General features: G+C 33.6%; 25 protein-coding genes. 8 read left to right on the top strand and 17 right to left on the bottom strand.

Annotated elements, in window-relative coordinates; genetic code table 11:
* The first annotated feature begins 72 nt into the window (after positions 1–72).
* Together V6624_RS04755 and V6624_RS04750 are read left to right on the top strand one after the other, a co-directional pair.
* A complete protein-coding gene (locus V6624_RS04755) occupies positions 73–2,337 on the top strand; it encodes an aconitate hydratase (RefSeq protein ID WP_111283414.1) in 2,265 nt (754 codons plus the stop codon).
* 427 nt (positions 2,338–2,764) lie between these two features.
* Positions 2,765–3,790 (top strand): NlpC/P60 family protein, encoded by a 1,026-nt coding sequence (locus V6624_RS04750; protein ID WP_338841066.1) that lies wholly within the window; start codon positions 2,765–2,767, stop codon positions 3,788–3,790.
* Between the two features lie 6 nt (positions 3,791–3,796).
* Here the strand turns inward: V6624_RS04750 and V6624_RS04745 are convergent, their stop codons facing one another.
* The 4 genes from V6624_RS04745 to V6624_RS04730 form a co-directional block, all read right to left on the bottom strand.
* Positions 3,797–4,183: a response regulator gene (locus V6624_RS04745; protein ID WP_338841065.1), complete on the bottom strand. Its 387-nt coding sequence runs from the start codon at positions 4,181–4,183 to the stop codon at positions 3,797–3,799.
* Complete coding sequence (locus tag V6624_RS04740) at positions 4,170–5,597, bottom strand: sensor histidine kinase (protein ID WP_111283370.1); 1,428 nt, start codon at positions 5,595–5,597, stop codon at positions 4,170–4,172. Before V6624_RS04740 ends, V6624_RS04745 begins: the two co-directional genes overlap by 14 nt.
* A 451-nt stretch (positions 5,598–6,048) precedes the next feature.
* Positions 6,049–6,807 (bottom strand): methyltransferase domain-containing protein, encoded by a 759-nt coding sequence (locus tag V6624_RS04735; RefSeq protein WP_338841064.1) that lies wholly within the window; start codon positions 6,805–6,807, stop codon positions 6,049–6,051.
* 28 nt (positions 6,808–6,835) lie between these two features.
* On the bottom strand, positions 6,836–7,174 hold the full coding sequence (locus V6624_RS04730; RefSeq protein ID WP_111283372.1) for a hypothetical protein: 339 nt from the start codon (positions 7,172–7,174) through the stop codon (positions 6,836–6,838).
* Between the two features lie 319 nt (positions 7,175–7,493).
* On the opposite strand from V6624_RS04730, the gene V6624_RS04725 reads away from it, so the two are divergent.
* Entirely contained in the window at positions 7,494–8,906 is a 1,413-nt protein-coding gene (locus V6624_RS04725; protein WP_338841063.1) for an APC family permease, read from the top strand.
* Positions 8,907–8,999: 93 nt separating this feature from the next.
* On the opposite strand, the gene V6624_RS04720 is transcribed toward V6624_RS04725, so the two are convergent.
* The 6 genes from V6624_RS04720 to V6624_RS04695 all read right to left on the bottom strand — a co-directional run bounded on the left by V6624_RS04720 (position 9,000) and on the right by V6624_RS04695 (position 14,056).
* Positions 9,000–9,404: an MFS transporter gene (locus V6624_RS04720; RefSeq protein ID WP_338841061.1), complete on the bottom strand. Its 405-nt coding sequence runs from the start codon at positions 9,402–9,404 to the stop codon at positions 9,000–9,002.
* A 145-nt stretch (positions 9,405–9,549) separates the two neighbouring features.
* Entirely contained in the window at positions 9,550–10,011 is a 462-nt protein-coding gene (locus V6624_RS04715) for a DUF1810 domain-containing protein (protein WP_111283378.1), read from the bottom strand.
* Positions 10,012–10,168: 157 nt separating this feature from the next.
* Positions 10,169–10,795 carry an alpha-ketoglutarate-dependent dioxygenase AlkB family protein gene (locus V6624_RS04710; protein ID WP_111283380.1) on the bottom strand — a complete coding sequence of 209 codons (627 nt, stop codon included), beginning with the start codon at positions 10,793–10,795 and terminating at the stop codon, positions 10,169–10,171.
* Between the two features lie 33 nt (positions 10,796–10,828).
* Complete coding sequence (locus V6624_RS04705) at positions 10,829–12,211, bottom strand: exonuclease domain-containing protein (protein ID WP_338841058.1); 1,383 nt, start codon at positions 12,209–12,211, stop codon at positions 10,829–10,831.
* A 38-nt stretch (positions 12,212–12,249) separates the two neighbouring features.
* Positions 12,250–13,509 carry a Y-family DNA polymerase gene (locus tag V6624_RS04700; protein WP_338841057.1) on the bottom strand — a complete coding sequence of 420 codons (1,260 nt, stop codon included), beginning with the start codon at positions 13,507–13,509 and terminating at the stop codon, positions 12,250–12,252.
* A 103-nt stretch (positions 13,510–13,612) separates the two neighbouring features.
* Positions 13,613–14,056, bottom strand: coding sequence for a LexA family protein (locus tag V6624_RS04695; protein WP_239455555.1), 444 nt, complete (start codon positions 14,054–14,056; stop codon positions 13,613–13,615).
* A gap of 107 nt (positions 14,057–14,163) precedes the next feature.
* On the opposite strand from V6624_RS04695, the gene V6624_RS04690 reads away from it, so the two are divergent.
* The 4 genes from V6624_RS04690 to V6624_RS23705 are packed head-to-tail and all read left to right on the top strand — an operon-like array spanning position 14,164 to position 15,954.
* Positions 14,164–14,937: an XRE family transcriptional regulator gene (locus V6624_RS04690; protein ID WP_111283385.1), complete on the top strand. Its 774-nt coding sequence runs from the start codon at positions 14,164–14,166 to the stop codon at positions 14,935–14,937.
* A gap of 29 nt (positions 14,938–14,966) precedes the next feature.
* Positions 14,967–15,494, top strand: a complete 528-nt coding sequence (locus tag V6624_RS04685; RefSeq protein ID WP_338841052.1) for a hypothetical protein — start codon at positions 14,967–14,969, stop codon at positions 15,492–15,494.
* Between the two features lie 12 nt (positions 15,495–15,506).
* Positions 15,507–15,755, top strand: a complete 249-nt coding sequence (locus V6624_RS04680) for a hypothetical protein (RefSeq protein WP_338841050.1) — start codon at positions 15,507–15,509, stop codon at positions 15,753–15,755.
* 31 nt (positions 15,756–15,786) lie between these two features.
* Positions 15,787–15,954 carry a GNAT family N-acetyltransferase gene (locus V6624_RS23705; protein ID WP_422389330.1) on the top strand — a complete coding sequence of 56 codons (168 nt, stop codon included), beginning with the start codon at positions 15,787–15,789 and terminating at the stop codon, positions 15,952–15,954.
* 9 nt (positions 15,955–15,963) lie between these two features.
* Here the strand turns inward: V6624_RS23705 and V6624_RS04675 are convergent, their stop codons facing one another.
* The 7 genes from V6624_RS04675 to kdpB all read right to left on the bottom strand — a co-directional run bounded on the left by V6624_RS04675 (position 15,964) and on the right by kdpB (position 24,804).
* Positions 15,964–16,485 (bottom strand): exonuclease domain-containing protein, encoded by a 522-nt coding sequence (locus V6624_RS04675; RefSeq protein WP_111283388.1) that lies wholly within the window; start codon positions 16,483–16,485, stop codon positions 15,964–15,966.
* A 77-nt stretch (positions 16,486–16,562) separates the two neighbouring features.
* On the bottom strand, positions 16,563–17,324 hold the full coding sequence (locus V6624_RS04670) for a phosphatase PAP2 family protein (RefSeq protein ID WP_111283389.1): 762 nt from the start codon (positions 17,322–17,324) through the stop codon (positions 16,563–16,565).
* 193 nt (positions 17,325–17,517) lie between these two features.
* Positions 17,518–19,233: a sensor histidine kinase gene (locus V6624_RS04665; protein WP_111283390.1), complete on the bottom strand. Its 1,716-nt coding sequence runs from the start codon at positions 19,231–19,233 to the stop codon at positions 17,518–17,520.
* Positions 19,234–19,348: 115 nt separating this feature from the next.
* Entirely contained in the window at positions 19,349–20,473 is a 1,125-nt protein-coding gene (locus V6624_RS04660; RefSeq protein WP_111283391.1) for a sensor protein KdpD, read from the bottom strand.
* 83 nt (positions 20,474–20,556) lie between these two features.
* Positions 20,557–21,636, bottom strand: a complete 1,080-nt coding sequence (locus V6624_RS04655) for a porin (RefSeq protein WP_111283392.1) — start codon at positions 21,634–21,636, stop codon at positions 20,557–20,559.
* A gap of 426 nt (positions 21,637–22,062) precedes the next feature.
* Positions 22,063–22,614 carry a K(+)-transporting ATPase subunit C gene (locus V6624_RS04650; RefSeq protein WP_111283394.1) on the bottom strand — a complete coding sequence of 184 codons (552 nt, stop codon included), beginning with the start codon at positions 22,612–22,614 and terminating at the stop codon, positions 22,063–22,065.
* 132 nt (positions 22,615–22,746) lie between these two features.
* A complete protein-coding gene (gene kdpB / locus V6624_RS04645) occupies positions 22,747–24,804 on the bottom strand; it encodes a potassium-transporting ATPase subunit KdpB (protein WP_338841043.1) in 2,058 nt (685 codons plus the stop codon).
* A 68-nt stretch (positions 24,805–24,872) separates the two neighbouring features.
* Here kdpB and V6624_RS04640 point away from each other — a divergent pair, with 68 nt between their 5' ends.
* On the top strand, positions 24,873–25,232 hold the full coding sequence (locus tag V6624_RS04640; RefSeq protein WP_338841041.1) for a four helix bundle protein: 360 nt from the start codon (positions 24,873–24,875) through the stop codon (positions 25,230–25,232).
* The last annotated feature ends 8 nt before the right edge of the window (positions 25,233–25,240 follow it).

Below are 25,240 nucleotides of genomic sequence, written 5' to 3'. Positions count from 1 at the left end.
TTTTTTAGTAATAATTGTTCTATTTTTTGTAACTTGTCATGTTCAAAAAAGAATAATAAAAACAAAAAATCTATGGCTTTTGATATCGAAATGATTAAAAAAGTGTACGAAAATATGCCTGCACGTGTTGATAAAGCGCGTGAGATTGTTGGTCGTCCGCTTACTTTAACAGAGAAAATTTTATACAATCACCTTTGGGATGGAAATCCAACGAAGGCGTTTGGAAGAGGAGTTGATTATGTTGACTTTGCACCAGACCGTGTTGCTTGTCAAGATGCTACAGCACAAATGGCGTTATTGCAGTTTATGCATGCAGGAAAATCTAAAGTGGCAGTTCCTACAACTGTTCACTGTGATCACTTGATTCAAGCAAAAATTGATGCTGCAACTGATTTAGCTAGAGCAAAAACACAAAGTAATGAAGTTTTCGACTTCTTATCTTCTGTTTCTAATAAATACGGAATCGGGTTTTGGAAGCCAGGAGCTGGAATTATTCACCAAGTAGTACTTGAAAATTATGCTTTCCCAGGAGGAATGATGATTGGTACCGATTCTCACACTGTAAATGCAGGTGGTTTGGGAATGGTGGCTATTGGTGTTGGTGGAGCAGATGCCGTAGATGTAATGTCTGGTATGGCTTGGGAACTTAAATTTCCTAAATTAATTGGAGTTAAATTAACTGGTAAATTATCTGGCTGGACAGCTCCAAAAGATGTTATTCTTAAAGTGGCTGGTATTTTGACTGTAAAAGGTGGTACAGGGGCAATTGTAGAATATTTTGGAGAAGGTGCAACTGCAATGTCTTGTACGGGTAAAGGAACAATCTGTAATATGGGAGCTGAAATTGGAGCAACAACTTCAACTTTTGGTTACGATGATTCTATGAGCCGTTACTTGCGTTCTACAAATAGAGCAGATGTTGCTGATGCAGCAGATAAAGTAGCTTCTTACCTTACTGGAGATCCAGAAGTATATGCAAATCCAGAAAAATATTTTGATCAAGTTATCGAAATCAACTTATCTACATTAGAACCACATTTAAACGGTCCTTTTACGCCAGATTTAGCTACTCCGATTTCTAAAATGAAAGAAGAAGCTATTAAAAACAATTGGCCATTGCAAATTCAGGTTGGATTAATTGGTTCTTGTACAAACTCTTCTTACGAAGATATTTCGCGTGCAGCTTCTTTAGCAAGGCAAGTTGCCGCTAAGAACTTAAAAACAAAAGCGGAATTTACAATTACTCCAGGTTCTGAGGTAGTTCGTTCAACTATCGAAAGAGATGGATTTATCGATACATTCCATAAAATTGGAGCAACCGTTTTTGCTAATGCCTGCGGACCATGTATTGGTATGTGGGATAGAGAAGGAGCAGAAAAAGAAGAAAGAAATACAATCGTTCACTCTTTTAACCGTAACTTTTCAAAACGTGCAGATGGTAATCCAAATACACTTGCTTTTGTGGGTTCTCCAGAATTAGTAACTGCAATGGCAATTGCGGGTGATTTAGGTTTTAATCCATTAACAGATAAGCTGATTAATGAAGATGGAGAAGAAGTTATGCTAGACGCTCCAACAGGAGATGAACTTCCGGCTAAAGGTTTCTACGCAGAAGATCCAGGATTCCAGGCTCCTGCTGAGGATGGATCTGGTGTTGCAGTAGTGGTTAATCCAACTTCTGAGCGTTTGCAATTATTGGCTCCTTTTGATGCTTGGGATGGTAAAAATATTACTGGCGCAAAACTATTGATCAAAGCATTTGGAAAATGTACAACTGATCATATTTCTATGGCTGGACCTTGGTTGCGTTTCCGTGGACATTTAGATAATATTTCTAATAATATGCTGATTGGTGCTGTAAATGCATACAATCAAAAAACGAACTCAGTTAAAAATCAATTAACAGGACAGTATGATGCTGTACCAGCAGTTGCACGTGCTTACAAAGCAGCTGGAGTTCCATCTATCGTAGTTGGAGATCATAACTACGGAGAAGGTTCTTCTCGTGAACATGCGGCTATGGAACCTCGTTTCTTGGGTGTTAAAGCAGTATTGGTAAAATCTTTTGCTCGTATTCACGAAACAAATCTTAAAAAGCAAGGTCTTTTAGGATTGACATTTGCAAACGAAGCAGATTATGATAAAATCCAAGAAGATGATACAATCAACTTCTTAGATTTAACAGAATTTGCTCCAGGCAAACCATTGACATTAGAATTTGTTCACGCAGATGGTTCTAAAGATATTGTCTTAGCAAACCATACTTACAACGAAGGACAAATTGGTTGGTTTGTTGCAGGTTCTGCATTAAACTTAATTGCTGCAGGAAAAGCTTAAATTTTTTAAGTTTCGATTATAAATTAAACGCTCTGTAAAAACAGGGCGTTTTTTATTTGTTATTTCTTTAATTATAAGAAAAATATTATAAATTTGTAACGTTTTGAAATTCAGTTAAAAAGAATTTTTGGGTATTAACTAACGTTTAAATTTGAGGTTTTGACAAAAATTTGTTGCTAAAAATCGAGGTTTTTTTACTTTAAAAAGTTAAATTCGCCATGCACGTAATAAAAATGATTTTTTCGAGTTTAAAAATTAATGTTTTGAGCTCTTGAAATAGTAATAAAAATGTAATTCAAGAAATATGGTTTATAGGTTAATAATAGTATTGTTTTTTTTTAGTTTTGGGGCTTTTGCGCAGGATAATTTTATTAAGCACAAAATTTCGCAAGGAGAGAACCTTTCTGTTATTGCTAAAAAATATGGAGTGAAAGTAAAAGACATTGCAGATGCAAATCCAAATGCTCCGAAAATCCTTAAACTTAACTCAACTCTTTTAATTCCTAATAAAAATAAAAGCACTGCAAAGACAAAAACTAAAAATGTCGAAGTTGCAGTAAATAATGCTCCGTCCAATAATATACCTGGAACTCATGAAGTAGCATCAAAAGAAACTTTGTGGGGTATTTCAAAAAAATATAATGTTTCTGTAGAAGATTTAAAAAAAGCGAATCCTCAACTAGAAACAGAAGGATTGAAAATCGGACAGCAAATTGTTATTCCTTCAGGTATTGTTGCAGTTAATGAAAAACCAGCTGAAAATGCCACGGAAATCGTTTCAACAGAGGTGGAACTTTATAGAGAAGTTAAATCGAAAGAAACCAAATATGGTATTTCTAAAGAATATGGAATTACGGTGGCTGAACTGGTGCGTCAGAATCCATCAATAAAAAAGAAAATGCCAGTTGGATTTCTTTTAACAATACGTGTTCCAAAAGAAAAAGCAGATGCAATTCAAGCAGAAAAAACTTTACAGGAATCAAATGTTTCTTCCCCTTCAAGTCAAATTGCTGAAACTACTCCAGAAATAAAAAGAGATTCTACTTTTGTCAGGACAGGAACTAATTCAGACTTAATAGATCAGCTTATTGCCAATGCAACAGGAAATATTGGAATTAGATACCGATCGGGAGGAACAACAAAAGCAGGTTTTGACTGTTCAGGTTTAATGATTTGTACTTTTAACAATTTCGATATTAAACTGCCTAGAAGTTCCATAGAACAGTCGCGCATAGGAACAAAAGTTAGTACTGACGAAGCTCAAAAAGGAGATTTAATTTTCTTTAGAACAAACGGAAGAAGACACATTAATCATGTTGGAATGATTGTAGAGGTTTCTGATGGCGAAATTAAATTTGTACACTCTTCTACTCACGGCGGGGTAATGATTTCTTCAACGAAAGAACCGTACTATACAAGAGCTTTTTCTCAAGTAAACCGCGTTTTAAATTAGTATTTTTTATAGAAAAGTACTTTTTAGAGTATCTAAACGGAACGGCTTGTTCCAAAAATCAGATACATATTTGTTCTCTTTAGCCTTTTTGATTTCGTCAATATCTAAAGTCGAAGAAAGAACATAAATTCTAATTTTTTCCTTTATATCTTCTGGCAGTCTGGAAAATTCATCCAAAAACTCAAATCCGTTCATAATAGGCATTTGAATGTCTAAAAAAATAACCAGCGAATTGTGATTTGGATTTTTAAGCAGCCAATCAATTCCTTCTTTGCCATTATTGGCTATGTAAAGAGGATTTACATCAAGACCTTTTTTAAGTAGCTTCTTAGTGATAAATTGGTCAATTAAATTGTCTTCTATAATTACAAATTGAGGTTTATACTCCTGCATACGAATTTGGTATTGTTACTATAAATTTACTTCCAATTTTGCTTTCTGAGAAAACAGAGATATCTCCTTTAATATTTTCTACAGCTTCTTTTACAATGTATAATCCTAATCCAGATCCTTTATTTTTGTTTGTTCCAAAGTACATGTCAAAAATATTGGCTTTATGTTCTTCATGAATTCCGATTCCGTTATCAGATATTTCAATTTTATTTAAGCCTTCGCTAAAGTAAGTTTTGATCGTAATAAACATTTCTTGCTTGCTGCAATCTGAGTATTTTATAGCGTTGGAAATCAAATTATTGATGATTATTTTTAAGCGCAGTCCATCGCTTTCAATTTGATCCACTAATAACTCTTGTGTAAATTTAATTTTGTTGGCATTTTCAATGTGCATTAATTGTAAAATGGCTTCGTTAAACAGCTCTTTTAAACTTACAGGTTCCATGATTATTTCTTTTCTTTTGTTTTTAGAATAATCAATAATATCGCTAATGAACTGATCTTGTCGGGCAAGACTTTGATGCATCATCTGTAGATAATTTCGAACTTGCTGTACATCATCCTCTAATGCTGTTATTTCAATGAGCCCTTTTAGTGAAGTGATTGGAGATCTTAAATCATGTGATGCGCTATAAACAAATCGATCCAATTCACGATTTACAATAATAAGATTCTCATTTTTTACTTCGGTTTCTTTTTTTGAAACCAATAATCTTTTTACCATTATAGAATAATAAAGGCAAACACTGCAGATTATAATTAAAATAAAAAAGACATTTGTGATAATTAATAAATCTTTTATTTTTCTTGTTCCTTCTCCCAATGTGTTCGAAAAATTACGCTCATTTACTGTTAGTCGATCACTTATCAAACTAATTTGTTTTAAATAATTTTTCTGATCTTCAACGGTCAAAAGATTGCGTTCGATTTTTGCATTAATCTGCTGGCCAATAACGAATAATTTAAAGATCAATTTATCGCCTTTTCCCCATTCATCTATAGCTTTTGATAAAAATGAAACCTGCTTGAAATTGTCAAAAAGCCAAATAATATCATTTAAATCTTCTTGGTGATTTCGGCCAATTAAAAGCCCTTTTCGGGCAATTTCATTATCTCCAGCCTTTAAAAGCGTAATCCTTGCAGTACCATCTCCTTGAGGAACTTTTAACTCTTCTAAATACAATTTCCATTGAGTTGGATTTTTAGTATAGAGGTAGTTGATAAGATGCAACGATGCATCTTTTTGTCCTTTAGAATAATGGGATTCTCCATTTACATAAGCTCTGTTAGCAGATAAGATTTTAATGGTAAAAAAATTGATGCAGATTAACAATGCGCATGAAATAAAAACTATTAAAATAAGAATGAAAACATTTGGGAACCGAAAGTTTTTTAATGCTTGCAACTTAGACATAAACTTAAAATTAGTAGGTTAATAATAAAGTGCCTTTTTGCGTATTTTTTGTAAATACAAATAATCTTTTGGGGAGAGAATTTCAATATTTTACATTAAACACTTGTTAATATAATTTGCCATTTATAAATACGATTAGATTGGTTCTTTCAAATATAGTAAAATTTATCTTATGCTTTTTCTAAAAATTATATTCTAATAATAAAAATATTCTGTAAATAATTATTTTTATTAATTATTTGTTAATCAGTATTTTGATGGTTTTATTTTGAGGAGATGAATCATTTCGTTATTTAGAATTACTCTTCCATTATTCAATTTTTAGTTGTAAAAAATCAAAAACATATTCATTTAAACAAAACGAAAAAACAATCTTTTTGTTTAAGTATTTAAAAGTTTTTAGAATTTGTTTTTTTAAAAGAAAGTCGTAGAATAAAAGCTGTTTTAAAAATTAAAATTTAGCATAAATAAGCAATCTTCTGAAGGCATAGATTGATGGGACATTAGGAAAATAAGTGTCTATTCTCTTTTTGAATTCAGTTGCTAATTCTTCAAATTCTTTTTCTTTTAAGCGCTCTTGATAAACCGTTAAAGCTGAGCCGGAAATAAAATCAAAAAATTCATCTTTTTTAGTCGAAATTAAAGGATATACTTTCTCGTAAAGAACTAAATCTTTACCGCCATTTTCGAAAAGAATTTTAGCATATTCATCCAAAGTCAGTACAGGAGAAGGGCGCGTCCAATTTTTAAGATAAGAAGCGTAAGGCTCTTCTTGAACTAATTGAAAAAGTATTTTGTTTAAAATATTTTCATTTTGCTGAGGCATTTGAACAGCAAGTTGTCCTCCAGGATTAATACGGGAAATAATTTTCGGAAAAAGTTCATAATGATTATCAATCCATTGCAATGCTGCATTGGAGAAAATTAAATCCCATTTAACATCATCTTTAACTTGTTCCAAAATAGGTTTTTCTCTAAATTTAAGATTCTCTTGACTTGGCGCTTTTGCCAGCATTTCTGATGAATTATCAATACCAAGAACGGTCGGATTGGTAAGTATGTCGAATAATTTTTTAGTTAATTCGCCTGTTCCGCAGCCTAAATCGATAACTTTTAGATTTGGTTTATCAATAATATGACTTGTAAGATCATCAAAAGGTTTAGAACGTTCAGTTTTAAATTCATTGTACTTTTTCGGATCCCAAGTCATACGATTGTTTTTAATTCTAATCTTAAAATTAAGAATTTAAATTTATTAGACCTCTAAAAAACTGAATGCCTCCAAATAATATTGCGCCCCAAAAAATGAATCCAATATTTGAAAGGGTTAAAATAGTTCCACCAGCAAACCATAATGCGCCATAAATCATATCTTTTCTGGCCTTTGAGTTGTGTGCTTCTTGTATTTGATCTTCTATATTTTCAACAACAAGTGTTGCATTTTCAGAACTTAATCCGAGTGCGATCAATACGTTTTTTGTTTCAGAAGCTGATTTTTGCTCATTTAACATTAAGTCTGCGGCATAATTATAAATTTGGTTTGAAATTTCTAAAGAATCTTGGTTAGGGATTTCCATAAATTGGTTGTTTATCTTTGGTTTTTTCTTGATTAGTTGATCAAATATAAATAGTAGAAATTGTATAAGTTTACGGGAAAACGTAAAACGCGAATTTTTCTTAAAAGTTCTTATTACCGTTTGCGTAAGGGGATAGAAACGGCATCCTTTTATGGTGGGGTTCACCATAAAAGATATAGTGGATAGCCCGACCCGGAGGGATACGCTCAAAATAATCTAAAAAGATTGGTTTCGGTTTTTAAAGAATTATCGGAATTTAGAATTTGAAGATTTGCATTTCCAAAAAAAGTATATCTTTAACCAACCTAAACCAATAAAAATGCAAGAAAACGACCAAGAAAATTTTAAAAGAGAACTCGGACTCTTAGACGGAACCATGCTTGTGGTTGGATCTATGATCGGATCTGGGATATTTATTGTAAGTGCCGATATCGCCAGACAAGTTGGTTCGGCAGGATGGCTTACTTTGATCTGGCTTTTGTCTGGATTAATTACGATTATTGCGGCAGTAAGTTATGGCGAGTTGAGTGCCATGTTTCCCAAAGCTGGAGGACAATATGTTTACTTGAAAGAAGCCTATAACAAATTGATTGCCTTTTTGTACGGCTGGAGTTTTTTCGCAGTTATTCAAACGGGTACAATTGCGGCTGTGGGAGTCGCTTTTTCTAAGTTCGCTGCTTATTTGTACGAACCTTTAAGCGACGAAAATGTTCTGTTCGAATTAGGTGCTTTTAAACTTAATGCGGCGCAACTCGTTTCGATTTTTACAATTATTGTACTGACCTTCATTAACAGTCGAGGAGTAAAAAACGGTAAAATTCTGCAAACCGTTTTAACAATCATTAAAATTTTATCCTTATTAGGATTAATCGTATTCGGATTAACGCTTGCCGCGAAAGCTTCTGTTTGGGATGCAAACTGGGCAGACGGATGGAGCACACGTTCATTTGATAAAGATAGCGGTTCGTGGTTGCCAATTGGCGGAACAGCTTTGATTTCGGGAATATCTGCAGCAATGGTAGGTTCTTTATTTTCAAGCGATGCTTGGAATGGAGTGACTTTTATTGCAGGAGAAATTAAAAATCCAAAACGTAATGTTGGTTTCAGTTTGTTTCTAGGAACTTTTATTGTGACGATTATTTATGTTTTGACAAATATTATGTATTTGGCTGTAATTCCGTTTGACGAAATCGCTACAGCAAAATTTGATAGAGTCGCAGTAGTGGCTTCAGATTATATTTTCGGAAATATTGGAGCACTGATTATCGCAATTATGATTATGATTTCGACTTTTGCCTGCAACAACGGATTGATCATGGCGGGAGCAAGGGTTTATTATACAATGGCAAAAGATGGTTTGTTCTTCAAAAAAGCAGCTGTTTTAAATAGCTCGAGTGTGCCTGCTTGGGCGCTTTGGGCACAATGTATTTGGGCTTCGGCTTTGTGTTTGACAGGAAAGTATGGCGATTTATTAGATTTCGTAATCATCATCGTTTTGATTTTTTACATTCTAACAATCTACGGAATCTTTATTTTAAGAAGAAAAATGCCAGATGTAGAAAGACCTTATAAAGCATTTGGATATCCGTTTTTGCCAATGCTGTATATTATTATCGCAACAGCAATTTGTATATCATTATTCATAACAAAATTCTCAACTTGTGGATGGGGAGTATTAATTATGGTTGCAGGAATTCCGGTTTATTACCTAACAAAACCGAAAGAAGAATAAGTTTTGTTTCAAGTTTAAATACTTTATCTATATAAAAAAGCGTCTTATAATTTAAGACGCTTTTTTATTGAAAAATCTTTGTCCTTTATAATTTTAAAGACCCGACAAATCATTATTAATTCTTTCTTCGGTAGGTCTAAGGAAAATCAAGTATATAATAAGTAACACTCCAAATAGTATGAAATCAGGTTTTATGAAAAGAATTATGAAAGCCGCGCCTTCAAGAACTGCCCATCGCATAATTGAAGCTGCTTGATAGATAGGCAGTTTATTTTCGAGTTTTAATTTTGGATCGATTTGTTTTAATTGCATTTTAAATAATGCACAGCTTAAAACAAAGGCTAAAGCTGGAATAGCAAGATATACAATCGAAGAGGTGTCAATAGTAGGAATACGAAGCGTCTCTAATGAGATATCGCCTATAATATAATATGCAATAGCTGTTCCTGCGCAAATGGCAAGATGAATAATTTGTAATGTTTTTATTTTTTCATTCATGATTTGGTTTAGCTTTGAGGTTGGATATGCAAGTTAAGGCTAATTCTTTTAAAATGAATGATTTGATTTAGAGATTCATCAATAAAAAAAGACACTACATACAACGAAGCAGTGTCTTTTGATGTAAACAATCACAATGAATTTGCTATAAAACAGCAGGTTCAGTAGGTGATTTTATAGTTGAATTAATAATAGACAGCGTTAATGGATCGTTTTCTCCTGAGAAGAAAGCTTCCAAAACTTCCTGAAATATCGGATTTGCATTTTCTACCAAAGAAAACAAAGTCATGCAAGAACGTAATTTTCGAGCATCTAAATCTCCAAAAATTCCATCAGCCGATTTCATTTTAAAAGTTAAAAGCAATTCTGAGATTTCAATTAAATGTTTTCCCAAGATTGGATGTTCCAAATACTCAGAAGCTTCTTTTAAATCATTAATGGCATAAAGATTTGCGGTATCGCTTTTTCCTAAACCGATAATTTGCGGAAAAATGAACCACATCCAATGTGTTTCTTTCTTCCCTTTTCCGATTTCAGAAAGAGCAGTAAGATAAAGTTTGTTCTGCGCATCTAAGAAGCGTGCTAAATCGTTGTTTGAATAAGCCATTACGGTATTATATTTTTTTAAAAGGTTGCAAAAATAGTAAAAAAGGAAGGTTCAGCCTAATAAAACGTTCATACAATCAGTATTTTAACTTTTTTCGACAGAATTTTCCTCGTAGAGATTAAGCTAATAAATCAGCTAGTTTTTAGTTCTGAATGCATTACGTATTACGTTGCGTTTGCCTAAAAGTTAAATTTATTCTGGGTAAAACTTTGCGGGCTGTTTTGGGTACATGATGCTGCCAAAAACTATTGGTAGTTCCCGCCATTAGTAAGAAAGAACCATGATGAAGCGGAATTTCAACCAGCGGAATATCCTTTCGGAATTTGTGACGAAGTTTGAACATTCTCGTTTCTCCAAAAGTGACAGACGCTATAATTGGATCTTTGCCAGAATTGTCTTCACGATCGCTGTGCCAGCCAACGCCATCTTTTCCGTTTCGGTATAAATTTAACAGAAGACTGTTAAAATCAAGTTGGGTTTCTTTTTCAACTCGACTTCTTATTTTTAATAATTCATACGTCCAGTCAGGTCCATTTGGATCAGCTCCTGCATTGTCTTTGTCTTCATACCAAGCAATCATTCTAGGAACTGTATAGGTCTTATCGTAAATTTCCATTTCATATTCTCTCCATTTCGTTTTGCGTAGTATTCTTTCATAAAAAGAATCTGATTCTTCTTTGCTGAAGAAATTTTCAATCAGAATTAGTTCGCAATCCGGAAGATCAAATATTTTTTTACCTCCGTGTCCAGTGGTAAATAATTCGGTATCGCTAAATAGTGTCATAATTTTGATTTTTTACAGCTCTATTTTATTGATTTAGGAAATGAAAAGTTGTTTGTTAAAGAATATTTTTCTCGGATGTTTTTCTGCGTAAGCAAAAATTAACTGCTCAATATATTGATTGCTTTTATAAGGCGTAACATAATTTTTTACTTCATCAGAATCGTTGATAGCAACATCTCTCGGAATGTAGCCCATTCCATGAAAATGACCATTTTCGATCCAAATACAGCTTCTTTCGTCAGTAGAACGTCCTTTGTCTATAATTGCAAAACTTGGTCTGTTATTCAATAAAAATTCAATAGCATTGTCAACTTGTTCGTTATGAAATGAAACGTCTGGTAAAGCTTTTGTGTCATTATTTTGGAAAAAATCACCTTCTTCGGGTCTTGTATATTTGCAAAAACGATGATCGATTTCAAAATGCTCAGCTAGAGTTCGCAATAAATTAATGCCATCATATTGACTATTAAATTCATGAATGCAAGTCTGAAATTTACTCAATTTACCAACTGCTAAATATTTATAGCCGTTTCGAGCTTCGTATTGATAAATGCCATATTTAGCTTCAAAACGTTTTAAAGCTCTGTTGTAAGTTGGCCAAAGTTTTTTGATTTCGGTGCACTCTAAAAGAAGTGCCATGAGTTCAGTTGCACAGATTTCGAAAGAAATTCCGTGAATATCTCTCAGAAAATGCTGTCTTTGCGAATTGATATTATTTCCTGTAAAATGCGATGTAACCCGTTTTTTTAGATTGATAGCTTTTCCAACATAAATCACTTTTTTAGCTTGATTATAAAAATAATAGACTCCTGGTTTGTCAGGTAAATTATTAAAATCGTCTGCAGGAAGATTTGGAGGCAAGCGCTGATCTTGTGCTGTTTTCTTGATCATTTTATCGATTTCTCCAGCATCATCCCATTCCAATAAAAGCGAAAATAAAAGAGCAGTAGCATCGGCATCTCCGCCAGCGCGGTGCCTGTTCTCTAAACTAATGTTTAAAGAATTGCAAAGATTTCCTAAACTATAAGAACCTAACCCAGGCTTGATTTTTCGAGCAGCACGAACTGTACAAAGCTTTTTTGCCGACCATTGAAAACCAGCTTGCTCCAGTTGATGATGAACGAATGAATAATCGAAGTTCACATTGTGTGCAACAAAAACACGATCGGTGAGCATTTCCAAAACTTTCTCTGAAATATCATCAAAAATGGGCGCATTGGCTACCATTTCGTTGTTAATTCCTGTCAATCCAAAAATAGAAGGTGGGATGTCCTGTTCAGGATTTACAAGTGTTTCATAACGATCCAACACATTTGTACCGTCATGAATAATAATGGCAATTTCTGTAATACGGCTTCCACTGGCATTTCCGCCTGTGGTTTCGATATCGACTATGGCATATTCTTGCTTCTTCATTTGTGTATAACGTAAAATGTTCTTTTTCTGTTGTTTAATTAAGCTTTAACTGTAATAACATCTTTAAGGAGAGTAGAAAATTTTGGAGATAATCTATTTTGTTTCATTTTCCATTGTCTACCTAAAGATTGTACGCCGAATTTAATTTTATTGTTGCCATAACTCCGATTCATTTCATCAATTACTTTCATTAAAGGTTGATGTTTAGGATTTGAAGTGTTGAATAAATTCAGTTGTGTTTCACTATTTGGCGTTAAGCCCATTACAATTACGCCTGCTTTTTTATAACGGTAGCCCTTTTTAAAAATAGCTTTAAATCCTTTTTGAGCAGCTGCATTAAGTTCTATCGTAGAATTGGTTGGGAAATCTGTTGTAATCGTAATACTTCTTGAATAATGAGATTCTTCGTTTTTTATGAAACTAGTTTGTATAAAAACAGTTACCATATTGCAATGACAGTTCTGTCTTCTTAATTTCTCGGCACAAGAAGCTGTAAATGTGCTAATTCGTTCTGATATTTCTTCGTAATTAGTATATCTTTTTTCGAAAGATCTCGTAGTGGCAATCATTTTTCGATCAGCGGCTTCTTCTAAATCCAAAGTTGGTTTCCCTTCTAATTCATGTTTTAATCGAAGTCCGACTACAGACATTTCTTTTCTTACCCAGGCATCCGGAAGTTGCGTAAATTCATAAGCTGTATTGATTTTTCTTGCTTTCAGTCGTTTAGCGAGCTTTCGCCCAATTCCCCAAACATCTTCAATTTTTGTCCACTTTAATGCTTTAATTCTTTTTTCTTCAGAATCAATACAATAAACACCTTGCGTACGATCAGCAAATTTTCGGGCAATTTTATTCGCCATTTTAGCTAAAGCTTTGGTCGGAGCAAAACCTATGCTTACAGGAATCCCTGTTCCTTGTGTGACTTCTTTTCGCATTTTTAAACCCAATGTGTTTAAATCGAATAAATCATAGCCAGAAAATTTTAGAAAAGCTTCGTCAATACTGTAAATTTCGATTTCCGGAGTATAAGTTTGAAGCAGATTCATGACCCGATTGCTCATATCGCCGTAAAGCGGATAATTTGAAGAATAGACAAAAATGTTCTTTTCCTTAAAAATGGATTCATATTTAAAAGCAGGAATAGCCATTGGTATTCCCAAAACCTTTGCTTCATCAGAACGCGAAATAACACAGCCATCATTGTTAGATAGAATAACGATAGGTTTTCCTCTTAAATGCGGTTCAAATACTCTTTGGCAAGAAGCATAAAAATTGTTACAATCGACTAAAGCAAACATTTTTAATTTGTTTTTTATTTCTATTTCTGTTTTGTCACCCTGAGCGAAGTCGAAGGGCTTTATCGTATAAAAGGTCTTCGACTTCGCTCAGACTGACAATAACTTAAAAAGTTTTAATACAATGAACCACAATTCCCCAAATCACAAAATTATTTTCTGGAGTCACTTTTATAGGCTTATAATCTTCATTTTCGGCAATAAGCCAGATAATCTCTTTTTCCATTCTGATGCGTTTTACTGTAAATTCTCCATCGATCTGACAAATAGCGATTCTATTATTTTGTGGTTCAAGGCTTTTATCAATAATCAATAAATCACCATCATGGATGCCCACATTTTTCATAGAATGCCCTTTTACTCTGGCAAAATAAGTGGTGTATTTATGCTTAATAAATTCTTTGTTGAGATCAATGGATAATTCTATAAAATCATCAGCAGGCGAAGGAAAACCAGCGCTGATACCAACGTCAAAAAAAGGCAATTTTACTTCCGAACTTATATCTGGAGAGTATAGTTCAATTGATTTTGTGGCATTTATATTGTTCAATTTCGTAATCACTTCAAAAAAAAAAATAATTCTTTGTATAAGGCAAAATTAGTCCAGATAATAACATTTTTAGTATATTTGCTGTTCCAAATTATAACAAATTTATTATGTCCTTATTTTCAGACAACATCAGAGCGTTAAGGGTTAAGCATAAAATATCACAGGAGAAATTAGCTGAAAACCTTAGTATTACAAGAGGAAGATACGTGAAATACGAAGATGGAACTTCGGAAGCACCGTATGATATTCTAAAGAAGATTGCGTTATATTTTCACATGAGTATTGACTTGATATTATCTGTCGATATACGTAAAATTGATGTGCAAAATTTGATAAAACTGGAAGGCAACCGACTTATTTTACCAATTCAAGTGGATAGTTTTGGAGAGAATTATATCGAAATTGTATCTCAAAAAGCAAAAGCAGGTTACCTCAACGGATATGCTGATCCAGAATATATTGAAAGTTTACAGCAGATTACACTTCCGTTTTTAGGACCTGGAAAACATCGCGGATTTCCCGTTGAAGGCGATTCAATGCCTCCACACGAAGATGGTTCTATTATTATTGGTCGTTATGTAGAAAAACTCGGAGAGGTGATGGACGGCAAAACCTATATTCTTATTACTAAAAATGAAGGAATGGTATATAAGCGTCTCAATAAAAACAAAAAGAACGCTTTGGTTTTAGAATCCGATAACAGCTTTTATCCGAATTATGAAGTGAAAGCTTCTGATATTTTGGAGATTTGGGAATATGAATGTAATATTGGCCGTTCGGATAAAAAACAAGAAATGACAGAAACTGGAGCAATGAAGGATTTGCTTTTAGAATTGAAAAGGGAAGTTCGAGAGATTAAGAATAATACTTCGAATGCTTAGAGGTTCATTAACTATAGAAATTAAGAGTAATGATATTTATTGTTTATACAGGCACAGTGAGTTTTATAACAAGAACAGAATTAACACTTGCAGAGTGGGATAAACGATTTTATAATTTTTTAAGAGTTATTGGTTTTATTAGTGATGAAGAATTTCTGGACGAACTCCGATTTTCATATCGTGTTGATGACAAGACTGTTGAAGAGATTAATGAAATAATCAGTAAAAAGAGTTTTGTCAGTATTAGAATTACAAACAAAGCTTTCGAAGGTTTTAGATATGCTGAAAATTACTTAAATTTTACAGCTATAGAAGGACAGATTTTATATTTTGAAGATTGGAATTTTATATTTCGGGTGTTTAATGAAGAATATTTTCTTTGGTGCTTTTTAGGCGGAATAGCAGATGTCCAAAGAGAAATTAAATTAAGCGAAGAACACGTCAAAAGATATAAAGAAATTGGTTTAGCACAAATAGATTATTTGATTGATAATTTACAGAAAATGGATTCAACCGAATATGAAAAAGCAATTGTCGAAAATAGAAAATTACTTTAAACCAATATTTTAATGAACATCCAAAAAGCTAAAACCGAAGATCATATCCGTCTAACGGAAATCACCAAAAAGTCAAAAGCGCATTGGGGATATTCGGATGAGCAAATGGAGAAATGGAATAATAATCTAACAATCACGAGAGATTATATCGAAGAAAATCCTGTTTTTAATTTGATTGATGAAAATCAGATTATTGGCTATTATTCTTATTTAAGATTAGAAAACAATCAGGTAAAACTAGACAACTTATTTTTTACCTGAATATATAGGAAAAGGATTTGGTTCTTTCTTAATGAATGATTTTTTGGAAAGAATGCGAAATGAAAAATGTCAAAAAATCATTTTAGATTCAGAACCAAATGCCGAACAATTTTACCAGAAAATCGGATTTACAAAAATCGGTGAATTTGAAACTTCCATAAAAAATAGATTCATGCCAATTATGGAAATGAAGCTATAATTCGGGAGTTTATTTTAAATCAATTTTCAATTGCATTTCATTTTTCATATGCAATAATGCTTCAGCATTTCCCATGGCATCATCAACGGGATTATGCGTATGTTCCGTTTTTCGAAGATGTTTCCATTGAGCAAAAGTATCATTTACTAAACCACAGTATAAATCGCCTATTCTTCTTGATGAATATCCAAAAGGATTTCTATTTAAAAAATGATGAAAATACCAGCAGATAAACATCCAGTCAAAACCATTATTATCACTAATAAATATTGGTCTTCCTTTTGAATTTTCTTTTATCCATTCTTCAAAATTTAGCATCACCGTTTTAGGATCATCAAACTCTAAAGTTGTTTCTCTGTCGAAACCTGAAATTGCTAAAGCTTGCGGATCAAACTTATCGGAAATAGGTTTCAGTTTGCCATAAAATGTTTTATCTAATTTGTCATTTACAATGACGGCACCAAAAGATATCATAGAATAATCTCCCGGAATTGGCCCATCTGATTCGATATCTACAACTATATAACTCATTTAATTTTTGATTTGTTTTTCTAACAAACTTAAAATATTAAATAAAGAATAATAGCATTTTATAACAAATTAATAAATTAAAAAACCTTAGCAAATCCTAAACCGTATTGTTGCCCGTTATAAAAAGGCATTATCATAGAAGTAGATTTATTTTCTGCTGATGATTTGAACAATTTTTTAGTGATATACGGATTAATCCAATAAGCAATTTTCGTACTCAAAATCCCGATTCCAGCTCCGGCAGCAACGTCTGTCAGCCAATGACGGTTATTGTAAATTCTGAAAAGGCCAGTTCCTGTTGCAACGGCGTAACCTGCAATTCCGTACCAAATCGATTTGTCTTTGTATTCTTGATATAAAAATTCGGCACCCATAAACGCAGTTGCAGTATGTCCAGAAGGGAAGGAATTATTCGAACTTCCGTCTGGTCTTTCTACATTTGAAACCGATTTTAAAGTCAAAACCGTTGTCGCCATAATAGCGTAGGAAGTCACCAAGATGACAGAACGATCACGCATATTGTTTTTTCCTTTTACACCAAAGGCATTCAAAGCGTAAACAGATGCTGCAGGTGCGTATTGAGAGAAGTCATCAATTGTGATTTTCTCGTCAATATCTTCCGTAACTTCTTCTTTGATTTGCGAGTTAAAACTCAGAAGCTGATGACTTTCCAAACCAATTACACCATAACCAATCAAAATTGATGGAGCAATTAATTGTTTGTAATTGAATTTCAAATTATTTGACGTGCTGTCAATTTTTGCAATGGAATCATTTTGCTGTGCATTCGCAGAAAATAATCCGAACAAAAATAGGAAGAAAATCGTTTTGTAGAACATCTTTCGGGCTGTTATATTTTACAAAATTAACGAATGTTTGAACCTAGTATTTTGTGCTTAATCGAACCTTAAGTGAATATTAATTAATACCAAAATTCAATTATAAAGATATTATATTTTTTTAAAATTTATAAGAATTGTTTTATTTTTTTAACAGTCAGAATATTTTTTTTGAATTTGGATTGATAAATTTTTAGACTTTCAACGTAAACCAAAACGTACTTCCCAATCCTAAATTACTCTCAACCCCAACACTTCCGTTTTGGGCTTCAATAAATTCTTTGCTGATCGCCAAGCCTAATCCAGTTCCTGATTTCTGACTTCCTGGAATCTGAAAATATTTATCGAAAACTTTGTCTTTGTATCTTGGCTCAATTCCTTTTCCAGTATCAATAACCTGAAAAACCATATGATTATTTTCTTCTTTTAATTTAATAAGAATCGTGCTTTTTTCAGACGAATATCTGATAGCATTTGACAAATAATTAATCAAAACCCAGCCTGTTTTTTCAGCATCTGCTTTTACGTTTTTGAGGTTTTCATTGGCATCAATAACTAACTGAATCTGTTTTTGATCGGCTTGAACTTTTACAGCTTCTACGGCATATTTCACAATTTCATGTGGATTGCTTTTTCCAATATTCAGCTGAATATTTCCTGTTTCCAATTGTGATAAATTCAATAATTCTCCCGTAATTTTCAACAAACGCTGACTATCATCTTTTATACTTTCAACTAATTGTTTCTGATCGTCGTTCATATCGCCTGTTTTAGCATTTTCAAGCAATTGGAGACTCAATTTTATAGAAGCAATTGGTGTTTTTAATTCGTGCGAAACGGTGGCAATGAAATTCGTTTTTGCAAAATCCAATTCTTTAAAAAGCGTAATATTTCGAAGAATAATTACATCGCCAATATTGATCTCTTTTTCTTCGCCTGTTGGCGTTATCGTGATATTGTGAATTTCTTTTTCGAAATAACTTTCTTTTCCGTGAGCAAAAATTTTGAGTGGCTGTTTTTTCGGAGTCTCACTTTCTTTCAGAATTAAAGAACGAATTAAATCATTAGAAACCGCTAATTCAGAAGCAGGTTTTCCAATAATATCTTCCGATTTTAGACCAATAATTTTCAGCGCTTCATCATTCACAAACAAAACAATTCCTTCGTTATCCAAACCAATAATTGGATCGTTCATATTATTGATAAGAGTTTCTAGTCGTTTTTTCTCAAAAAGAAGTTTATAAACATTGCTATCATGATATTCTTCCAGCTTTTGTGCCATTGTATTAAACGATTTGGCTAAATCTCCAAATTCGCTGTGACTTGTAAAATGAACACGTTCTGAATAATTTTTATTCGCAATTTCCTTAATACTCTGCGTTAATTCTCTAATAGGATTCGCAATATTATTGGGCAGATTAACCAATAAATTAAAAGCAATCAAAAAGCATAAAGTCCCCACAATGGCAATAGATAAATTTGCCGTTTCAGCCGATTGTTTGGCGATGTCGCTTTTCTGTTTTATGGCGTCAAGATTTAATTTCATGATAGCAAAAATATCTTGACGAATTTGCACTTTTACACTTTCATCAGCGGTATTTTTAGCTAAAAGAATAAAGCTTGCTTTCAGTTGTTCGGTTGCTTGTTTTTCGCCTGGTTCTGTAATATTTCGGGTTTGCTTTTCAAGATTTTCTTCAAAATTCTGAATCGTTTTTTTCGAATCTGATTTCATTCCGTCTAAAGCAAAAATCATATTTCGCGAATATTCCAGCGTATTGTAATTAGATTTCAGAATATTCTCGGTGTCCTGCTTAATCAAAAAAACAGAATAAGCACTCACTAACGAGAGAATGATGATCATTAGAAATAACAATCCAACACCCAGATTCAATTTGGTTTTAATTCTCATAAAGTCATTGCGAGGAACGAAGCAATCTCATCCTCTAAATTAATTATTTTTGTGTGAAATGTTATTTGTAAAATGTGAAATGAAAAATAACATCTTACATCTCACATAAAACATTTTACGATAATATCACAAGATCAACATTTGACAAAGACAGTTTGTTTAGCAAACGCCTAAAAATTGTTGTAGACAAAATTACTTTAAATAAATTCAAATGTGGTTTCCCGATGCACACAGTTGTAATTTGTTTTTCTTCTACGGTTGTCAAAATTGCATTGGCGATATTTGAATTCTCGAGTTTAATTACTTCCGCACCTAATTGCACTGCGAGTTTAAAGTTATTAATTAAATGCCTTTGTTTGTCGAGTGCAATCCTATTACTGCTTTCCTGCGGAGTTTCTACATACAAAACATACCACGATCCGTTGTAATAGCTGGCTAATCTTGCTGCTTTTCTAATTATAATTTTGGCAGTTTTTTCATTACTGCTAATACATGCTAGCAATTTTTCATGTCGTAAAGCATGAAGATTCGGAACTTCATTTTCAACTTTTCGAACTACCTGACTTGCCACTTCTTTCAAAGCCAATTCGCGAAGTTGTAGAATCTGTTCTGATTTAAAAAAATTGGTTAAAGCAGTCGGAATTTTATCTGCAGTATAAATTTTTCCTTCTTTCAAGCGGGCAATCAAATCTTCTGATGTCAAATCAATATTTACAACCTCATCAGCCAGACGCAAAACATTGTCAGGAATTCGTTCCTGAACATCAATATTCGTAATTCGTTTTACATCTTCATTTAAACTCTCAATATGCTGAATATTAACCGCCGAAATGACATTAATTCCAGCTTCCAAAATTTCTAAAACATCCTGCCAGCGTTTTTCATTTTTGCTTCCTTCAACGTTCGTGTGTGCCAATTCATCAACAATAACAACTTCTGGACGAAGATTGATTATCGCCTGAACATTCAATTCTTCGAGTTCTTTTCCTTTATAGAAAATAGTCCGTCTCGGAATTATAGGCAAGCCTGCTAATAATTCATGTGTTTCCTTTCGCATGTGCGTTTCGATGTAGCCAATTTTTACATCGATTCCGTTTTTCAATAACGAATGCGCTTCCTGAAGCATACGAAAAGTTTTGCCCACACCGGCGCTCATTCCAATGTAGATTTTAAACTTTCCCTTTCGTGATTTCTGAATTAAATCGAGAAAGTGCTGTGCGTTATTATTTTTCTGTTCCATAAAAATATGCTTTAAGCAATAAGCTTTAGGCTTTAGGCAGTATAACTTTTAAAAGCTTACTGCTTAAAGCCTATAGCCTAAAGCTAAAATGAAATCGCCAGCGAAGTCGTTACAAACGTATTCGTGTCCGTTGGAAGATTGTCTTTATTTGTGAAGATTTCATCTTTACTTGAAAGATTTCTGGCTTCAATTCTAAACATAACATTATCAGTAACTAAGTAATCAAAGTTAGCCGAAAATCCGTAAGTTTTAAAACCGTTTGGCGTTTCCGTTGCGATAATTACACCTTTTTCATCACTATAATATTCACCTTTCACTGCAAGCTGAATTTTGTCAACTGGTTTGTATTGCAGAATCAAAACTGGCGAAAACCAAGTATCATATTTGTTACTATTTTTAGCCGATTGCTGAGATCCAATATCAAAACCAGCAGTAATATTTGTCTTTTCCGTTACCTTAAACTGTCCGTAAAAGTTGTTGAAATAACGCCATTTTTTATCAATATCCGGCTGTTCATTTCCAACATACGTACTCCAGTTTAAAACAACTCGATCAGACGGTTTGTAAGTAAGCTGTGTTCCAAAAGCAGGAGTTTGATTTCCTTCAACTTTCTCAATTCTTTGCCAGCCATTCAAGTACATTCCTGCCAAATACCATTCTCCAGATTCAGACGTATAACCAATTTTAACTCCCGTTTCATAATAAGGAGAATTCTCAGCCATAATACTTCGAGTTAAAGTCTGGCAATCTTTTCCAATCGCACTCTCAAAACCAATATGCGAAGGCATGATTCCCGCATCAATCCATAAATTATGACTTTTTGAAATCTTCACACCAACATTCGCTTCGTAAACATTTTTTAATAAACCTTGCTCGGCAGCCATATTATATTCGGCATAAGTTCCAGCCATCAAAGCAAAATTTCCTCGGACATTATCTTTTGAATAATTCACTTTTGCCATACCTAAATTCAGGCTTACCTCGTTGCTTTTATTATAACTGTAAAAAAATCCCGGGCGCGTATGATCTTCCGGTTTTGCAAAATCATAACTATAATAAGCGTCTACATATCCTGAAAACGTAAACGGACTTTTTGATTCTTCTTGTGCATGTAAATTGCAGTAACCAAAAGCGATTAAAGCAGTAAGTATTATTTTTTTCATTTTTGTGGTATTCTATTATTTATTAGTAGATTTTTTAGGAGCTAATCCCGCTATCCGTTTCAATCTTTTGTGCCGAACCCCGGCACAAAAGGATTTCTACTACTATCGGGGCTAGGGCATTTGGGTAAAAAAGGCGTTTTTGTTTCCTGCAATCCCGAAGCTTCGGGACAAAACCTTGTAGGTATTAATTATAAGTTTCAGTTTAAGTTCTGTTTGTTATCCTGAGGAACGAAGGATCACACTAATAGCTCGACAAAGATTGGCGATCATGCAGACGGAGTTTCTCGTGTGATCCTTCGTTCCTCAGGATGACAAGCTTTTCGGTTACCGTATGATTATAGTTGATGTCGATTTTCATACCTACAAGGTTTTGAAAACCTTGCAGGAGAAAAACTTAGTAGCTCAGTATCTTAGAACCTTAGCATCTTAGCGAAGCTGATCCAAAGCCGCATTCAATTCCAAAACATTCACTGTTTCAGGACCAACAACGGCTGTATTAATTTTAGATTCAACCAAAGCTTTTACTTTAGTTTCGTCCAGTTTTCTTTCTTTAGCAATTCGTTTTACCTGAATCAAAGCGCCTTGTGGAGAAATATTCGGATCTAAACCACTTCCTGAAGCCGTAACCATATCTGATGGAATATCAGATTTTTTCAAGTACGGATGAACCAATAAAAGTGTATCAATTCTTTTTTGAACCAAAGCCAAATAGTCAGCGTTGCTTGGACCTTTGTTACTTCCTGCACTTCCTGCAGCATTATAATCAACAGCCGAAGGTCTTCCCCAGAAATAATTCGATTTATCGAATTTCTGACCAATTTTTTGATAGCCAACCACTTTTCCGTTAACCGAAATCGTTTCTCCTTTTCCTTGATTTGGAGCCAATTGTGCGATTCCATAAATCGCTAAAGGATAAATAACCGCAAACAAAATCAAAGTAAATACGGTAAGTTTTAATAGTGAAAATAGATTTTTCATTTCTTTTGAGATTCTAAGACTCTAAGATGCTAAGATTCTAAGTTTTTTCTTAAAAGCTTATAGTTTAAAGTCTATGTTTTTAATTGAGTTTTGTGAACCTGACAGGTTTTTAAAACCTGTCAGGTTTGATTTTTACATAAATAGTGCGACAACTAAATCAATTACTTTAATTCCAATAAAAGGGACAATCAATCCGCCAAGACCATAAATCAAAAGATTTCTTTTTAAGATGGCACTTGCTCCAATTGGTCGATAGTCAACACCTTTCAGCGCAAGCGGAATCAATATCGGAATGATAATCGCATTGAAAATTACGGCTGATAAAATCGCACTTTCAGGGCTATGCAAATGCATAATATTCAAACCTTGCAGCGCAGGAATCGCAGTAATAAAAAGAGCAGGAACAATAGCAAAATATTTCGCAACGTCATTTGCAATAGAAAAAGTAGTTAAAGTGCCTCGAGTCATTAAAAGCTGTTTTCCAATTTCAACAATTTCAATTAGTTTCGTTGGGTCATTGTCAAGATCGACCATGTTTCCTGCTTCTTTTGCAGCTTGAGTTCCGCTGTTCATGGCAACACCCACATTCGCCTGAGCAAGGGCAGGAGCATCATTTGTTCCGTCACCCATCATGGCTACTAGTCGTCCTTCGGCTTGTTCTTTTCTAATGTAATTCATTTTATCCTCAGGCTTAGCCTCGGCGATAAAATCATCAACACCAGCAGCTTCGGCAATAAATTTGGCAGTAAGCGGATTATCACCTGTAACCATAACCGTTTTGATTCCCATTCTTCTCAAACGCTCAAAACGTTCTTTCATTCCGGTTTTGATAATATCCTGAAGTTCGATAACACCTTGAACTTCATTGTTTTTAATGACTACTAATGGAGTTCCTCCGTTAGACGAAATTGTGATTACTTGTTGCGCAGTATCTTCAGGAAAAGAATTTCCAGCTTGTTGTGCAATATTCTTTGCGGCATCTTGTGCTCCTTTTCTAATATTAGTTCCGTCTTTTAATACGACTCCAGAAGTTCTGGTTTCGGCAGTAAATTTTATACTGTGTGAAATGTTTTCTGTAAGAAGTGAAATGTCTGACTGCATTTTACTATTCTCATCTAACATTTTACTAAGCTCAATAATGCTTTTCCCTTCAGGAGTATCATCTGCAAGCGAACTCAAAACAGCCGATTTTACAAAGTCATCAAAAGAAATTCCTTTTGTTGGATAAAAATTGGTTGCTTTTCTGTTTCCAATTGTAATGGTTCCGGTTTTATCCAAAAGCAGAACATCAATATCTCCGGCAGTTTCAACCGCTTTACCCGATTTTGTAATTACGTTAGCTCGTAAAGCTCTGTCCATTCCCGCAATACCAATTGCAGAAAGTAAACCTCCAATTGTAGTTGGAATCAAACAAACGAACAAAGCAATGAAAGCCGCAATCGTGATGGGTGCGTTGGCATAGTCAGCAAACGGTTTTAGCGTAACGCACACAATCACGAAGATTAAAGTAAATGCGGCTAATAAAATGGTTAAGGCGATTTCGTTTGGTGTTTTCTGACGGCTCGCACCTTCAACCAAAGCAATCATTTTATCTAAAAAGCTTTCGCCTGGTTCAGAGGTCACTCTTACTTTGATTTTATCAGATAATACTTTTGTTCCTCCGGTAACCGAAGATTTATCGCCGCCAGATTCCCTGATTACAGGAGCACTTTCTCCGGTAATGGCACTTTCGTCGATTGTAGCCAGACCTTCTATAATCTCACCATCGGCAGCAATTAAATCACCGGCTTCACAAACGAATATATCGTCTTTTTTTAATGCCGAAGAACTAATGTTTCTAATTTCTCCGTTAGGTAAAATTTGTTTTGCAGGAGTTTCTTCTCTTGTTTTTCTTAAACTGTCGGCTTGTGCTTTTCCTCTTGCTTCGGCAATAGCTTCGGCGAAATTGGCAAATAAAAGCGTTGCCAGTAAAATTAAAAATACAATTAGGTTATAAGTAAAACTTCCCTGATCATTTGCACCCATTAATATTGAAATGCAGACAGCAAACATAATGGCTGTTCCAATTTCTACGGTAAACATTACCGGATTTTTGATCATCATTTTTGGATTAAGCTTCACAAAAGACTGCGCTAAGGCTTCTTTTACTTGTTTACTTTCAAACAATGATGTGGATTTATTAGTTGTCATTTTTCTTTGTGTAAAATGTTAAATGTAAAATGTGAAATTTCCTACTTTTGTAAATAATTATTTTAAATATGAAACCACATAAGAAATTGAATTCATGGATTAAAAGTTTTGAATTCGTTAAAGAAATTTATTTAGCTACAAGACTATTCCCTTCTGAAGAAAAGTTTGGAATTACTTCCCAAATTCGCAGAGCTTCTGTTTCTGTACCTGTTAATATTGCAGAAGGAGCAGCCAGAAAAGGAACAAAAGAGTTTATCCATTTTTTACATATTTCCCTAGGTTCTTTATCAGAACTCGATACTTTAATTTTATTAAGTAAGGAGTTAGACTTTTTCAATGAAAAAGAATGTGAACAATTGATTGAAAAATTAGATGTCATAGGGAAACTTATTTATGGATTAATCAAGAATCTTGAAGCACGTTTATGATTTGTTAT

Origin of the sequence: Flavobacterium ginsenosidimutans (assembly GCF_037478105.1) — a bacterium.
Taxonomy (GTDB): Bacteria; Bacteroidota; Bacteroidia; order Flavobacteriales; family Flavobacteriaceae; genus Flavobacterium; species Flavobacterium ginsenosidimutans.
The sequence above is the reverse complement of the archived record's forward strand: the minus strand, read 5'-3'. Positions and strand labels throughout refer to the sequence as shown.